This window comes from Caulobacter endophyticus (assembly GCF_029543245.1).
GTDB classification, from domain to species: Bacteria; Pseudomonadota; Alphaproteobacteria; order Caulobacterales; family Caulobacteraceae; genus Caulobacter; species Caulobacter endophyticus_A.
In genome coordinates this window covers 49,811-62,702 of the sequence record NZ_JARQWV010000004.1, presented here as the reverse complement: position 1 = coordinate 62,702, position 12,892 = coordinate 49,811, and the positions used below count along the sequence as shown (strand labels likewise).

At 66.8% G+C, this 12,892-nt stretch carries 14 protein-coding genes; 5 read left to right on the top strand and 9 right to left on the bottom strand.

Features of this window, described 5'->3' with window-relative positions; translation table 11 throughout:
- The first annotated feature begins 34 nt into the window (after nucleotides 1-34).
- The 3 genes from P7A99_RS04960 (at nucleotide 35) to P7A99_RS04950 (ending at nucleotide 2,019) form a co-directional block, all read left to right on the top strand.
- Nucleotides 35-640 carry a DUF4142 domain-containing protein gene (locus P7A99_RS04960; protein WP_277792831.1) on the top strand — a complete coding sequence of 202 codons (606 nt, stop codon included), beginning with the start codon at nucleotides 35-37 and terminating at the stop codon, nucleotides 638-640.
- Nucleotides 641-666: 26 nt separating this feature from the next.
- On the top strand, nucleotides 667-1,080 hold the full coding sequence (locus tag P7A99_RS04955; RefSeq protein WP_277792830.1) for a DUF3597 domain-containing protein: 414 nt from the start codon (nucleotides 667-669) through the stop codon (nucleotides 1,078-1,080).
- 438 nt (nucleotides 1,081-1,518) lie between these two features.
- Nucleotides 1,519-2,019, top strand: coding sequence for a hypothetical protein (locus tag P7A99_RS04950; protein WP_277792829.1), 501 nt, complete (start codon nucleotides 1,519-1,521; stop codon nucleotides 2,017-2,019).
- On the opposite strand, the gene P7A99_RS04945 is transcribed toward P7A99_RS04950, so the two are convergent.
- The 6 genes from P7A99_RS04945 to P7A99_RS04920 form a co-directional block, all read right to left on the bottom strand.
- Complete coding sequence (locus P7A99_RS04945; RefSeq protein ID WP_277792828.1) at nucleotides 2,016-2,906, bottom strand: Ku protein; 891 nt, start codon at nucleotides 2,904-2,906, stop codon at nucleotides 2,016-2,018. The genes P7A99_RS04950 and P7A99_RS04945 overlap by 4 nt on opposite strands.
- A gap of 62 nt (nucleotides 2,907-2,968) precedes the next feature.
- A complete protein-coding gene (locus tag P7A99_RS04940) occupies nucleotides 2,969-3,214 on the bottom strand; it encodes a DUF5961 family protein (RefSeq protein WP_233245338.1) in 246 nt (81 codons plus the stop codon).
- Between the two features lie 430 nt (nucleotides 3,215-3,644).
- Nucleotides 3,645-5,783, bottom strand: coding sequence for a catalase (locus P7A99_RS04935; protein ID WP_277792827.1), 2,139 nt, complete (start codon nucleotides 5,781-5,783; stop codon nucleotides 3,645-3,647).
- A 64-nt stretch (nucleotides 5,784-5,847) separates the two neighbouring features.
- The gene (locus tag P7A99_RS04930) at nucleotides 5,848-6,381 is read right to left on the bottom strand and encodes a hemerythrin domain-containing protein (RefSeq protein WP_277792826.1); all 534 of its coding nucleotides are present in this window, start codon (nucleotides 6,379-6,381) and stop codon (nucleotides 5,848-5,850) included.
- 139 nt (nucleotides 6,382-6,520) lie between these two features.
- Nucleotides 6,521-8,833 carry a PAS domain-containing protein gene (locus tag P7A99_RS04925; RefSeq protein ID WP_277792825.1) on the bottom strand — a complete coding sequence of 771 codons (2,313 nt, stop codon included), beginning with the start codon at nucleotides 8,831-8,833 and terminating at the stop codon, nucleotides 6,521-6,523.
- A gap of 121 nt (nucleotides 8,834-8,954) precedes the next feature.
- Nucleotides 8,955-9,605, bottom strand: coding sequence for a DUF6766 family protein (locus tag P7A99_RS04920; protein ID WP_277792824.1), 651 nt, complete (start codon nucleotides 9,603-9,605; stop codon nucleotides 8,955-8,957).
- 212 nt (nucleotides 9,606-9,817) lie between these two features.
- On the opposite strand from P7A99_RS04920, the gene P7A99_RS04915 reads away from it, so the two are divergent.
- Nucleotides 9,818-10,234 carry a hypothetical protein gene (locus tag P7A99_RS04915; protein WP_277792823.1) on the top strand — a complete coding sequence of 139 codons (417 nt, stop codon included), beginning with the start codon at nucleotides 9,818-9,820 and terminating at the stop codon, nucleotides 10,232-10,234.
- 188 nt (nucleotides 10,235-10,422) lie between these two features.
- On the opposite strand, the gene P7A99_RS04910 is transcribed toward P7A99_RS04915, so the two are convergent.
- The 3 genes from P7A99_RS04910 to P7A99_RS04900 form a co-directional block, all read right to left on the bottom strand.
- Nucleotides 10,423-10,692: a DUF6894 family protein gene (locus tag P7A99_RS04910; RefSeq protein ID WP_277792822.1), complete on the bottom strand. Its 270-nt coding sequence runs from the start codon at nucleotides 10,690-10,692 to the stop codon at nucleotides 10,423-10,425.
- Nucleotides 10,693-11,059: 367 nt separating this feature from the next.
- Entirely contained in the window at nucleotides 11,060-11,818 is a 759-nt protein-coding gene (locus P7A99_RS04905) for a Crp/Fnr family transcriptional regulator (protein WP_277792821.1), read from the bottom strand.
- Nucleotides 11,815-12,015 (bottom strand): hypothetical protein, encoded by a 201-nt coding sequence (locus P7A99_RS04900; protein ID WP_277792820.1) that lies wholly within the window; start codon nucleotides 12,013-12,015, stop codon nucleotides 11,815-11,817. The genes P7A99_RS04905 and P7A99_RS04900 overlap by 4 nt, the downstream gene beginning before the upstream one ends.
- 131 nt (nucleotides 12,016-12,146) lie before the next feature.
- On the opposite strand from P7A99_RS04900, the gene P7A99_RS04895 reads away from it, so the two are divergent.
- On the top strand, nucleotides 12,147-12,881 hold the full coding sequence (locus P7A99_RS04895; RefSeq protein ID WP_277792819.1) for a Crp/Fnr family transcriptional regulator: 735 nt from the start codon (nucleotides 12,147-12,149) through the stop codon (nucleotides 12,879-12,881).
- Nucleotides 12,882-12,892: the final 11 nt, after the last annotated feature.

The window sequence follows — 12,892 nt, the reverse complement described above, 5'->3', positions numbered from 1 at the left end:
GGGGGCGATCGCGAAACCGATGGAGACGCCGACCATGGCCCGATACTCACTTTTGGCCGCCGCCGCATTGGCCGCCCTGAGCCTCGTCGCCTGCCAGAAGAAGGACGCCGAACCCGCCCCGGCCGATCCGGGCACGGGCAACGCGGCCGTCAACGCCGCACAGGACGCTACGTCCACCGCCGTGGGGACGGCGGCCGCGGTGACCGGGCCGATGTCTACCGACGCCTTCGTCACCAACGCCGCGATCAGCGACATGTACGAGATCCAGGCCGGCCAGATCGCCCAGCAAAAGGGCCAGACCCAGGCGGTCAAGGACTTCGGCAAGCAGATGGTCACCGACCACACCGCGCTTTCCAACGCCCTCAAGCCGCTGATCATCGCCGCTGGCAAGACCGCGCCGGCCGGGCTGGACGAGCGCCGCAAGGGCCTCATCGACAACCTCAACGCCGCGGCCCCGGCCGACTTCGACAAGGTCTACCTGAACCAGCAGGAAGCCGCCCACAACGAGGCCCTGACCCTGATGCAGGGCTATGCCGATCACGGCGATGACGCGGGACTGAAGGGCGGCGCGGCCAAGGCCCTGCCCAAGATCAAGGCCCACCTCAGCCACGTCCAGGGCCTGGCTTCGGCCGCCCACTAGGCATCATTTGATAGGAGGCGTCTCCCATGGGTCTTTTTTCCAAGATCGTCGACAGGATCTTCCATCACGACAAGGCCAAGGCCCCGTCGGCTGAGGCGCCCGCGCCCGCCACGGCCAGCGCTGTCGCGCCGGTCGCGCCGGCTCCCGCACCAACGGGACAGGCGCCGTCCGCCCCAGCCGCTCCGGTCGATGTCGAGGCCGTCCTGACGTCGATGGCCGAGATCGACGGCGGGGGCGGCAACTGGCGCACCTCGATCGTCGACCTGCTCAAGCTCCTCAAGCTGGATTCCAGCCTGCAGGCGCGCAAGGAGCTGGCCGACGAGCTGGGCGTCCATGCCGGCGAGGCCGGCAGCGCCGAACAGAACATCGCCCTGCACAAGGCGGTGATGAAGAAGCTGGCCGAGAATGGCGGACAGGTTCCCGACAGTCTCTACAATTAAGAGCGGCCCTGTCGGCGCGGGGGCTTTCCGCGCCGACAGGCTTTCACCGCCTATCGGCAAGGCGATGAGCCAGGACGATCTGCACCAGTGCCTTATCGTGATGGCCAAGGCCAAGCACGGCGAAGGTCTTTCATGGACAGTGGTGGCAACGACCGCTGGGCTTTCGCCATGCCGCTGGTCTCCGTTAGGACGCCTGGCGCGCGGGCGTTGGCGGCTCTGTCGTGGACGCAGCGCAAGAAGGGAGCGGACCTTGTCGCCTGGAGGGTTCGAACCGCCTTCGTCACTGCTTCGCAGGCAGGCTGTCTGGAACCATGACCCTGGTGGCGAACCGGTGTTGGCGCAGGCCGTCACTGGGTGGGGAAAGGTCTAGCGGTGGCCAAAACGAAATCGCCGCGCCGGATGAAGGTTTATCAGGCCCAGTTCGGCTTCCATGACAGCGTGGTCGCCGCACCCAATCAGGCCGCCGCCTTGGCCGCCTGGGGCACGCGCCAGAACCTCTTTGTCGAAGGCCGCGCCAAGATCAGCGACGAGCCCGACGCCATCGCCGCGGCCCTGGCCCATCCGGAAATCCCGCTACGCCGCGCCGTCGGATCCAAGGAGCCTTTCAGTCTCCAGCCCGGCTTGCCGGGTGTCCCTGAACCGCAGCGCCAAGCCAAGCCGAAACTGAAGGTGGCGGCCGCCTCGCCGCGCCCGGCCAAGGCCAAGCCGCTCCCCAAAGCTCCCGCGGCCGACCGAACGAGGCTGGAGGCGGCGCGGGCGGCGCTGAGCGCGATCGATCGCGATCGCCTGCAGCAAGAGGCAGAGCTTCGGGAGCGGCGCGAGGCGCTGGAAACCGAGGCGCTTGCCGCGCGACGAGATTGGGCCAAGACGCGCAAGGCCGCGGAGAAGGCGCTGGAGGCCGCGCTGCGCGCCTATCGCGCCGCCGGCGGAGACCCCTAGCCCGCCTTGCGGGGCTTGTGAGCGGGAGCCGCCTTGGCCGCGCCCTTGGTCTTGGCGCTTGTGGCGGATTTGGCCCTTGGCTTGGTCTTCGCTTCGGGTTTGGCCGACGCGGGCGCCTTGCCGCCAAGGCTGGCGCGCAGGGCGGCTATCAGGTCGACGACGTTGGTGTCTTCGGGTTCGGCCACCTTCTCGACCTTGTGGCCCTTCTGCTTGGCCTTGATCAGATCCTTCAGCGCCTCCTCGTAGCGATCGACGAACTGGCTGGGGTCGAACGGTCCCTCCTGCTGCTCGATGATCTTTTCGGCGATGGCGATCATCGCCTTGTCGGGCGCCTTGTCGCTGATGGCGTCAAAGATCTCGCTCTCCTTGCGCACCTCCGCGTCGGTGCGCAGCGTGTAGGCGAGGATTCCCTTGCCACGCGGCTCCAGCGCCAGGAGGCGCTCGCGCGTCGACATCACCACGCGGCCAAGAGCGATCTGCCCGGACTTGGCCATCGCCTCGCGGATCACCGCGAAGGCCTCCTGGGCAAGCTTGCCGTCAGGGGCGAGATAATAGGGATTGTCCCAATAGACCCGATCGATCTCCTCGGCGGGCACGAACCGTTCGATGTCGATGGTCTTGGTGCTCTCCAGCTTGACGGCGTTGATCTCGTCCTGGGAGAGCAGGATGTACTCGCCTTTGGAGACTTCATAGCCTTTGACCAGCTCCGACCGCTCGATCGGCCCGGTGTCCGGATCGGTGGTGATCATCTTGATCCGGTTGTTGGTCTTCGGATTGATCAGATTGAAGTGCACCTCGCCGCCGCTGTCGGTGGCCGTGTAGAGCGCCACCGGGCAGGTCACGAGAGACAGGCGAAGGTGTCCCTGCCAGGTCGGGCGATACGCCATGTCGAGCATCCTTACCGCCCACCGGGGCTCAGGGATTAAACGGCGGGCGCCCTGATTTGTTCTCAGGCCGAGCAGGGCGCGGTCTCGCCGGTCTCCAGGTCGATCCGGAAGCAATGCTCGCCGCCGCTATCGAGATCGCGCACCACCACGCTGATTTCGCCGTCGTCGTCCGGCGCGATCGCTAGGTCCTCGACATAGGCGACCGCGGCCGCTTCGTAAGACGGCTCCTGGACGATCCGCGCGCGGTGGGCCCCGGCGTGGCGGGCGTGGACGCTGAAACGCCGGTCGTCGTTGGCGGCCTTGCTCATCTTGGGTCTCCTTGCGCCATCAACGCGCGAGGTCGCCGAAGGATTCGAGACTTGGCGCAGGAGGGCGCGCTGCACGCGCGAACTGCTCTCGCCGCTAAGCGCCGCATCTCAGCCTCGTCGCGCGAGGCGTCGGGCTCGTCCTGGCTCTTTGCGTGGCTGGCGCGGATTTGAGCCGACCTGGGACGGCTTGCCCGATGGCGGCGGGCCAAGGGCAAAACCGTCGCCGGCCGGGCGCGTCCAATGACCGCTTGACGGTGGGCGCCTCGACGCCGTTGCCCAGGCGCACGCGCCCGTGCGGCCCGGCGACCGGCGGGGCGAAGAGCCGCGAAAGACCCGCTGCGTCTTGAGCAGCGCCGGCGCTTCACCGCCCCAGAGACAGGCGCGGACCTCAAGGTCAAGCCGCCCGCCTGACTTGGCCTACGCGGCGTCTCTAGTAGACCTTGCGCACCAGGGGCTCGCGCGCCCAGATCCTGCCGGCCTGCGCCGCGACGATGAAGTCGCCCACAGCCTTGGTCGGCAGGTTGATCAAGCCGCCGTCGGCGTCGGGATTGGCGTCGGATAGGCCGCCCTTGACGAAGAGCGGTGCGGCTGCAGGCAGATAGGCGATGACCTTGAGGTGGCCAAAGGCGTCGCGCACGAAATTGACCGCCGCGGCTTCCAGCGCCAGAGCCGCGCCGCCTTCGTCCGAAGGCAGGACGGCTACGGCGTCGAACAGCACCGAGGGCCCGCCATCGACGCGGAAGTCCGCGGGGATCAATTGGCCGCCGGCGCTTGTGACCCCCGTAATCGTCGGAGCGATGATGGCCAGCTTGGCGCCGGCGTCTTCGACCGCTGCTTTCAGCGCGTCCAGCACAGCGTCGTCGACGCCGTCGGTGACCAGGGCGCCGACCTTGCGGCCCATCAGGCCCGGAGCGGCCTTGGCCAGGATGCTGAGCGCCGGCGAGGGCTCCAGGTCCTGGGCCGGAACCGGGGCGGGGGCCGCAACGATCGGCTCCTTGACGCCAAGGCCCGCGGCGACCCGCGCCGCCAGGCTCTCGTCGATATTGACCAGGCGCGACAGCATCGCCGTACGCACCCGCGCGACATTGCACTTGGAGAGCTCGAAGATCAGCGCCGCGACGATGTGATCGCGCTCGGGCTGGGTTTGGCTCAGGAAGAACAGGCGCGCCTGGCTGTAGTGGTCGGCGAAGGTTTCGGGGCGGATGCGCAGTTGCTCGCCAGTCTCCAGACTGGGGAAGGTGCGATAGCCGCTGGCCTGGCTCTCGCGCTTGATATCCTCGCCTAGGCTTGAGGGCTCATAGTTCACCTGGCCCTTGGGCACGGCCATCTGCATGTGGCCGTCGCGCTGCAGATTGTGGAAAGGACAGCGCGGCTGGTTGATCGGGATCTGGTGGAAGTTGGCCGAGCCCAGCCGCTTGAGTTGGGTGTCCTGGTAGGAGAACAGTCTCCCCTGCAGCAGCGGATCGTTAGTGAAATCGATGCCCGGGACCACATGCGAGGCGCAGTAGGCGACCTGCTCGGTCTCGGCGAAGAAGTTGTCGGGATTGCGGTCCAGCACCATGCGGCCGACGACCCGCAGCGGGATCACCTCCTCGGGGATGAGCTTGGTGGCGTCCAGCACGTCGAAGGGTAGGGCGTCGGCCTCCTCCTGGCTGAAGGTCTGCAGGCAGAACTCCCACTCGGGAAAATCACCATTGTCGATGGCTTCCCACAGGTCGCGGCGATGGAAGTCCGGATCAGCGCCATTGATCTTCAGGGCCTCGTCCCAGATCACCGACTGGGCATTGAGTTTGGGCCGCCAGTGGAACTTGACGAAAGTGCTCTCACCCGCGGCGTTGACCAGCCGGAAGGTGTGGACGCCAAACCCCTCCATCATCCGATAGGAGCGCGGGATGGTGCGGTCCGACATGATCCACATCACCATGTGCAGGCTCTCGGGCGTCAGCGAGATGTAGTCCCAGAAGGTGTCGTGAGCGGTCTGGGCCTGGGGGAACTCGCGATCGGGATCCTGCTTGGCGGCATGGATCAGGTCGGGAAACTTGATGGCGTCCTGGATGAAGAACACCGGGATGTTGTTGCCGACGAGATCGAAGTTGCCTTGCTGGGTGTAGAACTTGACGGCAAAGCCGCGCACGTCGCGGGCCAGGTCCATCGAGCCCTTGTTGCCGGCCACGGTCGAGAAGCGGGTGAAGACGGGGATGCGCTCGCCGGGCCGCTGCAGGAAGTCGGCGGTAGTGATCTCCGACAGATCCTCCAGGCATTCGAAAAAGCCGTGAGCGGCCGAGCCGCGAGCATGGACCACGCGCTCGGGAATACGCTCGTGGTCGAAGTGCATGATCTTCTCGCGCAGGATGAAGTCCTGCAGCAGCACCGGACCGCGCGCGCCGGCCTTCAGCGAGTTCTGGTTATCGCCGATCGGCACGCCCTGGTTGGTGGTCAATTGCGTCGCCTCGTCGGCCGCCTGCTGGTGCAGCTCTGCGCCTGGCGCCACGAGGGTCTCAACGCCGACCGTGGTGTCGGGCGTGTCGATCGGGCGCTTGGCGGCCGAAGGCTTGGACTTGGTCGGCATGAGAAGATCCTGACGGTTGTGAGCGGGCCGGACGGCCTTGGGGTTTGGAACTGGCCGGCAGGCCTTAGGCGGCAGGCGGGGCGAGTTGGGCCATCAGTTCGGCCTTGCGGGCCGACAGCTTGGCGCCGAGCGCGACGAGATCCAGGTCGGCGGCCCGCACCTCGGGAAAGAGCTCGCTTTCCTCTTCCTCGACATGGTGACGGACCTGTTCGCCCAGCACCTTGACCTTGGCGTCATAGAGCGGCTGGCCGGGCGCTCCCGCTTCGATCTGGGCGATCAGGGTCTTTGCGCCCATGTGCTCGACAACGGCCTCGTCGATGAGGTCGCCGTCGCCCGTCGCCTCGCGGGCCGGCGGATAGAAGAGCTCTTCCTCGATCTGGGTGTGGACCTTCAGGGCCAGGCAGATCTTGTCGGCCAGAGCTTTCTTTTCGGCCGCGTCGGTAAGGCCTTCATAGGCCTCGAAATACTCCTCGACCAGGCGATGGTCGGCCTCCAGCAAGGCGATGGCGTCCTGGCCCAGCGCCTTGGGGGCGGCCTGCGCCTTGGTGGCGGCGCGCGCGGATTTCTGCTTGGCTTTGGTCTTCGCCGTGACGGCCATGGTCGATATTCCGGATGGGGGAAGGACGCGGTCTTAACCACCCGCCCATCCGGCTGTTCCGGCAACCATCAAACGATGGGACGCGCCGATCGCAGGGCCTTCCACCCCACAGGCAAACGCAGCTTTCAGGCGCGCTCCGTCAGGCTGGAGCGCCCGCGCGCAAGCGCACCGACAGCCCGTCGCGCGCCCAGTCGAAGACGATCTGGCCCTCAAGCTGGCGCGCCAGGCTGGCCATCAGCCGCGATCCGAAGCCCGAACGCGACGGCGCAGTCACCGACGGACCCTCACGCTCCTCCCAAGCCAGCGACCAGCCTTGCCGCTCGCTGGCCCAACTGACCTCCAGGCGGCCCCCGCGCACCGACAGCGCCCCATACTTGGTGGCGTTCGTGGCCAGCTCGTGGAGGATCATGCTCAGGGGCTGGAGCTGGTCGGCGGGCAGGGCGATCTCGCCGCCGGAAAGGCGCACCCGGGCGCCCGCGCTGATCGCGCCGGCCAGCTCCTCGCGAACCACCTGGCCGATTGTTCCGCCGCGCCATTGGGTCCTGGCGAGCGCCGACTGCGCCCGCGCCATGGCCTCGATGCGGCCGTGGATGGCCTGGCGGAACTCGGCGGGGTCGGCCGCATCGGTTAGGCGCACGATAGACTGGATGATGGCCAGGGCGTTTCGAGCTCGATGATCGACCTCGCGCATCAGCAGATCGCGCGCGGCCTCGGCGTGCTTGCGGGCGGTAATGTCGATGGCCGTGCCGACAACGCGCAAACACCGGTCCCCGGCGTCGAACACCCCGCGCCCCTTGGCGGCCACCCAGCGCTCGATCCCGTCCTCCGCGCCGATGGTGCGATATTCCACATCGTAGAGGTCCTGGGCCAGCGGGTCGCAGGCGGCCGCATAGGCCCTGGACGTCGGCCCCCGGTCATCGGGGTGGAGCCCGCGGTAGAAGTCGTTCAAGGTGACCGGCACGCCGGGCGAGTAGCCAAATAGCGCCCGGACACGGTCGTCCCAATAGAGCGCCCCATCGCCGTTATCGACGTCCCATAAGCCCACCTCGCCAAACTCGGTGGCCAGTCGCAGGCGGGTCTCGCTCTGCAAAAGCGCGCGTTCGGCCTCGAAGCGTTCGGTGACGTCGGAGATCACCGCATAGAGCCCGACCACGCCGCCGTCGGCGCCGCGCCGCGGGACATAGTCGACCTGCACCTCGCGCGGTCCGCTGGCGGGATAGTCGACGCGGCTTTCGAACCTCACCCGTTCCCCGGCCAGCGCCGCTTCCAGGTAGGGCTTGACGCGGTCATAGGCCGGGCCCAGCACCGCCTCCACGCGCTGGCCCTGCAACGCTTCGCGCGGCCGTCCAAACCAGGCCTCATAGCCGCGATTGATGAAACGGTAGCGCTCGTCGCTATCGACATAGGCGATCAACAGCGGCGCGGCATCGGTGATCCGGCGCAGCTCGGCCTCGCTGTCAGCCAGCTCCGCCTGAGACGCCACCCGCTCCACGAACGCCCATGAACGCTCGGTCACCTCGCGAACCAGGGCCAGCTCACGATCAGTCCAGAAATGGGGGCCCTTGTGATGAACCGCCATCAGCGCTCGAAGGGCGCCATCGCGCACCAGCGGCATGCAGATGGTCGCGCCGATGCCGATCGCCTGGAAGGTGGCCGCCTCATGAGTGGCGATTTCCGAAAGATTGTCGTTGATAACCAGAGGCAGGCCGCGCGAGAGGCTTTCCACCGCCATCTTGCCAAAGTCGGCCAGCCGGTAGCGGCCGACGATCGAGGTCGAGCCGGCCGCGGCCCAATCGCCGCGAATGGTGAAACCGTCCTGATCGGCATCCATGTCGGCATAGGCGCAGATCGCCACGCCCATGTGCTCGCCAATCATCTGGGCCGCGCGCATCATCACCGCCTCGGCCGTCGGCAAGGCCGAGGTGGCCTGGGTCAGGCGATCGAGGAAAAGCAAGGTGCGCTCGCTCTCCTCGCGGCGGGCGCGCTCCTGCGCGGCCGACGTCGTCTCGACGCACACGCACAGGACGCCGGGAACTTCGTCCGCGACCGGTATCGGGCTGTAGGAAAAGGTGAAGCACGCCGGTTCGGCCTGGCCATGCCGGTGAAGTGTGACCGGCAAGTCCTCGTAGAACGCGGCCGCGCCGCTGAAAGCCGCCTCGATGATCGGCTCGATGGCGGGACGCACCTCCGGCCACACCATCCAGAAGGGCTGGCCCAGCGCCGCCGGGTGCTTGTCGCCGAGAATGGGACGATAGGCGTCGTTATAGATGAGTATCCGCTCGGGACCCCAGATCAGGAACATCGGAAACGCCGCGCCCAGCACCACATTGACCTGCTGGCGCAAGGCTTGGGGCCATGTCGAGGGTTGGCCCAATCCCGCGACGTCCCTATTGGCCTCAAGCAGCTTGGCCACTTCGCCACCCGCCAGGATCTTGGAGACGTTGAAGCTCATGAGGAGGCGGCGATCCGGCAAGGCGAGGTCGAGAGTGGGGCCGTTCTTGCATGCAGCAGCCCATCGGGCACGACAACGTCAAAGCAAAGCTTCGGTTGCGACAGGCAGGATTTACGCCCGCTCAGGAGCCGGTCTTGCTGTCCGGCGCGGCGACCGGCTTGGACTCCGGCGAATTCTTTTGGCGCAGCACGATCGACAACACCACGAGCACGGCGGTGGACAGGAACTCGCTTTGCCAGTTCTGGAAGGATTCGAACCAAAGCTGCGGGTCGGCGAGATAGGCCAGGACGCCCTTGGCGGCCAGACCGTGCGTGGCCGCCTCCTGCGCAGCGTGCTTGGCGCTGAATGTCCAGTGCAACAGGAAGGCGGCCAGGAACAGGCCGGTCAAGACCAGACCAAGCGAGTGGGCGTAGAGCCAGGGCAAGAGCCCTACGCGTCGGGCCAGCGATGGGGCGTCTGGATCTTTGCTGGGGAGCAGGTCACGCTCTGGGGCGTCGGGGTCCTTGGATTCCGATGATCCGCGCTGGACGAGATAGGCCGTCAGAACGACATAGACGGCCATCTGCAGAAACTCGCTCTCCCAGTTCTCGAAAACCGCCGAGACGAAGGCAGGGTCGGAGAGATAGCTGATCAGCCCGATATCAGCCTGACCATGGCGTTGAAGGTCCTCGACGGCCACACGCCATCCCGTCAGCCACTGACCCACAAGGCTGGCGGCGAACAGCGACATCAGCACCAGGGTCAATCCGTTGCGCTTGAGAAACCGGGCCATGCTGGCAAAGCCGCCAGACCGGCGGCCAGGTTCCATGATCATCATTTGCTGGGAAGGCGGACGCGGTTCCTGGCGCCAGGTCGGCGGCAAGGCAGGGCAGGGCGCGCCTGACCGGGCGGGATGGGCGTAGGACCCGACACCGCCGAAGGTCCCGCGCGTTCAGACCTCGCGGTGGTCGCCGCCGCGCTGTTCTCACCCCAAGGAGATGCTCGATGTTCGAGACGCCTTCGTCCGATCCCGCCCAGGCCGCGCCCATCCCCGCGCCGGCCGCCCCCGAAGGCGCCGACCTTCTGATCCGCGGCAAGCCCCACGACGAGGCTTTCTGGGACCAGCATCCCGATGTCGAGCGCTACAAGGTGGCCATGAAGCCTGGCCAAGCGCAGGTCGAGGACTGGGAGGTGCTGATCTGGCTCAAACCGGGCCTCGTCGGCGGGACAGCCCTGGAGGCGCGTGGCGAGATCCCCGATCGTCCGGCAGACAGCCTCTTCGAGGTCCATGCGGCCCATGACCTGGCCTTCTTCGACCATCATCCTGACGTGGCCGCCTGGCGCGCAGAGATCGCCCTCAACGAAGATGGCCCCGGCGCCGTCGATAAGGTCGAGGTCTGGATGAAGCCGCGTGTCGGCTAGGCGTTCCTCGCGCGAGCAAGGGGCGTCAGCAGCCCCTTGCCGCGCCGGGCTTGATCGGAGCGAACTGATGCAGGCGCTGTCTCCCCTTGCGTCTGGGACGACGATCCCGGGGTCGCTTGGGGTGGGCCGTTTGGCCTGGGGGAACACTGAAGCGGCGACGGCCTGGGAGAAGGTTTGACCCTGAGCGATCAGCTCGGGGTCTGGCCTGCGTCCTTGACCTCGTTGTCCTCCGCGACCGGCTGGAGCCCGCGGGCGCTGCCTTGCCACACGACCTGCTCGTCCTGGCCGCGGACGCTGATGCGCAGGGATATGGCGGTGTGATCGCAAAGCGCATGGTCGCGGAGAATTTCCGAGACGAGCAGCAAGGCTTGTCTGATCGCTGCGGGCGCGTCGGCCGCATCAACCTGTTCGGTCGTGGCCGCGCCGTCGCTGTCGATGTCGAAGTGAAAGGTGGTCATGCTCACACGCCCGCCTGGCGCCGTCGGAGGTGCGCTGACCGCTTCTTCGACGCCGCTTTCGATGGTCTTTGGCCTACCGCCGTTTCTACCGGCGACCAGCGTCGGGCGCCGCCCTTTCTCGCCCAGCCTTCGGGACGCAGGGGGCCGGGGCGGATCACGGACAGGGTCATCGAAAGGCGATCCCTCGGTCCTGGGCTGTCGACGCGCTGTGGTCGGTGAGAGGTGACCCTTGCGCGGACTTGTCGCCCGTCGGTTCAACAGTTGAAGGCTCGCCTGGAGCCGGGCTTGACCCTTGGCTGAAGCCCCCTGACAAGCCCGCCGTTCCCCGACCGCGTTCCGATGATCAATTGATGATCCTGGTCGCGCATCACGCCTCCCGTCGGCTCGGTTGGGGACGACGCAGGACGGACCCTTCTCCAGCCTCGGTCTGGGGGCGAAAGACTTCAGGATCAAAGCCGCCCAGCGCGGCCAGGCGATCCCAGTCGAGAATTTGCAGAACGCCGTTCTTGACCGTCGCCAGGTGATCGTCGCGAAGGCCGCGCAGCACCCTATGGATGTGAACCACAGAAAGCCCCAGCGCATCGGCGAGGTCGCCCTGCACCGCCGGCAGGGCGCAGCGGTTGTCGCTGGCCAGGCCCAAGGTCTTTTGCCGCCAGTAGATCTCGCAAAAGAGATTGGCCGTCCGCGCCGCCGCCGATCGACGCCCCAGGCTGACGAGGCCGTCTCGCAGGGCGCGCGCCTCGGTCAGCACCGCACGGCAGAGCGTGGCCAGAAGACTGGCATGGTCGCTCAGCATGGCGCGAAGCTCCAGGGTGCTGAATTTCCGCACCTCGCAAGGCCCCAGCGCCCGCACCTCGTAGTCGACCCCGACAAAGAGGCCGGCCAGGTCGATCAGGTCGCCGGGCGTTGCCACGCTGAAGATCTGGCGCCCACCATCGCCGAGCACCGTTTGCTTCACGGCCAGACCGCGCGCCAGGAGCCGCAAGCACGAGCGCTCGCCGGGAGCCAGGATCAGATCACCAGCCTCGAATGTCTCAGACGTGGGGGCGCACGCCGACAGGCGCTCGCGCACGCCTTCGCGCAAGGGCCCGAACCGGTCGAGGCTGGCTATCAAAAGGCGGTTCAAGCCGTCGGTTCCGCTGGCGCACGGGAAATGACGGCGATGCGTTGGTCGTCGCGCCAGACCTCGATCTCCTGACAGCTGCGATGCTCGGCCAGCAAGGCCTGCGCGCGGCGTTCAGGATCCACGGTCTCGACATCCAGATCGACAAACGTCGTCCTGCAATCGTCGGTGACGCCGATAAAGATAAACGGGGTGAGCAACGAAACCTCCGGGCGCGAGGAGTCTAGGCCCATCGCAGCCGGTCCGCGTTGATCTAGGTTATCGGCTCGATCGTTTGACGGCCTTAAAGCTCATTGTCCGTGAAGGGAGAGGGGAGGTTCCCCATTTCGCCATGTCGCCAGCCCCTTTGATCACGCCTCTCATCGAAAAGATGGCCAGGCGCGACGTCATCTCCCCGATCGAGCGCGAGGCGCTGGCCGGTCTTCTCGGGCCCACGCGCCGGGTCGCCGCCGGCAAGGCGCTGGTCGAGCCCGGCGACCGGCCCAATTTCAGCACCTTCGTCGTCAGCGGCTTTTGCGCCCGGTTCACACTGACGCCGACCGGCGGGCGTCAGCTCACCGAGATCAATATTGGCGGCGATTTCGTCGACCTGCACAGCCTGCTGATGCGGCAGATGGACCATGGCGTCGTGGCCTTGGCCGATTGCGTCGTCGCGCCCGCCGCCCACGACGATCTGCGTCGCCTCAGCGAACAGCACCCGCATTTGACGCGGTTGCTGTGGCTGGAAACCGTAGTCGACGCGGCGATCCATCGTCAGTGGCTGGTGGCGCTTGGGCAACAGAACGCGGCCAGTCGCTTGGCGCACCTGATCTGCGAACTCTACTTGCGGCTCGAGGCGGCGGGCATCGCCCAGAACTTCGGGTTTGTTCTGCCCATGACGCAGGTTGATCTGGGAGACGTGCTCGGCTTGACCCAGGTCCACGTCAATCGGGTGCTGATGGACCTGCGGCGACAGGGGCTCGTGGACTGGAAGGCTGGTCACGTGACCATCAACGATTGGGAGGCCCTGGCGCGGCTTGGCCAGTTCGATCCAACCTATCTTCGCCTCCAGAACGACCCGGTCTGATCGCCGCCGCC

Bases quoted from the DNA above. Each gene is read 5' to 3' on its own strand.
- P7A99_RS04955 (WP_277792830.1), top strand. From the start codon at position 667: ATGGGTCTTTTTTCCAAGATCGTCGACAGGATCTTCCATCACGACAAG.
- P7A99_RS04915 (WP_277792823.1), top strand. From the start codon at position 9,818: ATGTTCGAGACGCCTTCGTCCGATCCCGCCCAGGCCGCGCCCATCCCC.
- P7A99_RS04960 (WP_277792831.1), top strand. From the start codon at position 35: ATGGCCCGATACTCACTTTTGGCCGCCGCCGCATTGGCCGCCCTGAGC.
- P7A99_RS04935 (WP_277792827.1), bottom strand. From the start codon at position 5,783: ATGCCGACCAAGTCCAAGCCTTCGGCCGCCAAGCGCCCGATCGACACG.
- P7A99_RS04910 (WP_277792822.1), bottom strand. From the start codon at position 10,692: ATGACCACCTTTCACTTCGACATCGACAGCGACGGCGCGGCCACGACC.
- P7A99_RS04895 (WP_277792819.1), top strand. From the start codon at position 12,147: ATGTCGCCAGCCCCTTTGATCACGCCTCTCATCGAAAAGATGGCCAGG.
- P7A99_RS04920 (WP_277792824.1), bottom strand. From the start codon at position 9,605: ATGGCCCGGTTTCTCAAGCGCAACGGATTGACCCTGGTGCTGATGTCG.
- P7A99_RS04940 (WP_233245338.1), bottom strand. From the start codon at position 3,214: ATGAGCAAGGCCGCCAACGACGACCGGCGTTTCAGCGTCCACGCCCGC.
- P7A99_RS04945 (WP_277792828.1), bottom strand. From the start codon at position 2,906: ATGGCGTATCGCCCGACCTGGCAGGGACACCTTCGCCTGTCTCTCGTG.
- P7A99_RS04925 (WP_277792825.1), bottom strand. From the start codon at position 8,833: ATGAGCTTCAACGTCTCCAAGATCCTGGCGGGTGGCGAAGTGGCCAAG.
- P7A99_RS04930 (WP_277792826.1), bottom strand. From the start codon at position 6,381: ATGGCCGTCACGGCGAAGACCAAAGCCAAGCAGAAATCCGCGCGCGCC.